This is a genomic window from Robinsoniella sp., assembly GCF_034124845.1.
Genome location: NZ_JAWYAJ010000130.1, coordinates 3444 through 4402 on the forward strand (window position 1 = coordinate 3444; position 959 = coordinate 4402).

1 protein-coding gene is annotated in these 959 nt (G+C 44.9%); it reads right to left on the reverse strand.

What is annotated here, in order from left to right; translation table 11 throughout:
- Nucleotides 1-940: response regulator (locus tag ACH2DQ_RS06280; protein WP_395026007.1), on the reverse strand; the 940-nt coding region annotated here is incomplete at its 3' end.
- Between the last annotated feature and the right edge of the window lie 19 nt (nt 941-959).

Below are 959 nucleotides of genomic sequence, written 5' to 3' on the forward strand. Positions count from 1 at the left end.
TGATGTAATCGGACAGGCGCTGCTTGTAAGATTCTGCCTCATTTGGGTTAATCTGCCAGGTAAACTGATCATCTAAAGGCAGCTTGTTAAAGCCCAGCACGTGTTGGTTCTGTTCACAGAAAAAGCGCCGCTTGGAGAGAGAAAGCGCATCCTCATAGGATAAGTGGACCTGTTCCAGACGATAGACCTTTCTTCCGTAAGTCAGAAACAGGGAGTCCAGGGGAGAACCTTTCTGGGGGTTCTTATCATAATGGGCAAGGAGGTATTGAAAGCGTTCGATGGCAAATTCCCCCTTCAAAAGTATGATATCCTGTCCGTCCAGCTGAATATGTTCAAAGGAATTATGATCCTGGTTCGTTACTCTCAGCAGACCGGCAAAGTCCCAGGCGCTGTGAAAGGTATCCTGGTTGTAACTTTCATAGATAATTGCCTGGTATACGCTGCAGTTTAAATGCAGGTCCGAATAGTCAATGGAATAATAATCAACCTGATTAAGCAGGAGATCCCGCAGAATGGTATCTCTTGCTTTTTCCCGGTATTGAAGCATAACCGTGTGGTTTTTATGTGCTTTAAGAATGTCGTCCCTTACACTTTTTACCGCATTTTCCAGCTCATCCTCATCAATTGGTTTTGTCAGATAGAAATCAACACCATGGCGCATTGCCGTCTGGGCATAGGTAAAATCGGAATATCCGCTTAGTATGATAAATTTACCGCTGTAGGATTGTTCCCGGCAGCGTTTTACCACTTCCAGCCCGGATAGTCTGGGCATGCGGATATCCAGAAGCACCAGTTCCGGCTGGAGACGTAAAATCTTTTCCAGGGTTTCTTCCCCGTTTTTTGACTCTGCACAAATGGTAAATCCAAGTGCCTGCCAGTCAATAATATATTTCAGCCCTTCTAAAACGGCTGATTCGTCATCTGCGATTAATACATTCATAAATCCTTCCCCCTGTTTG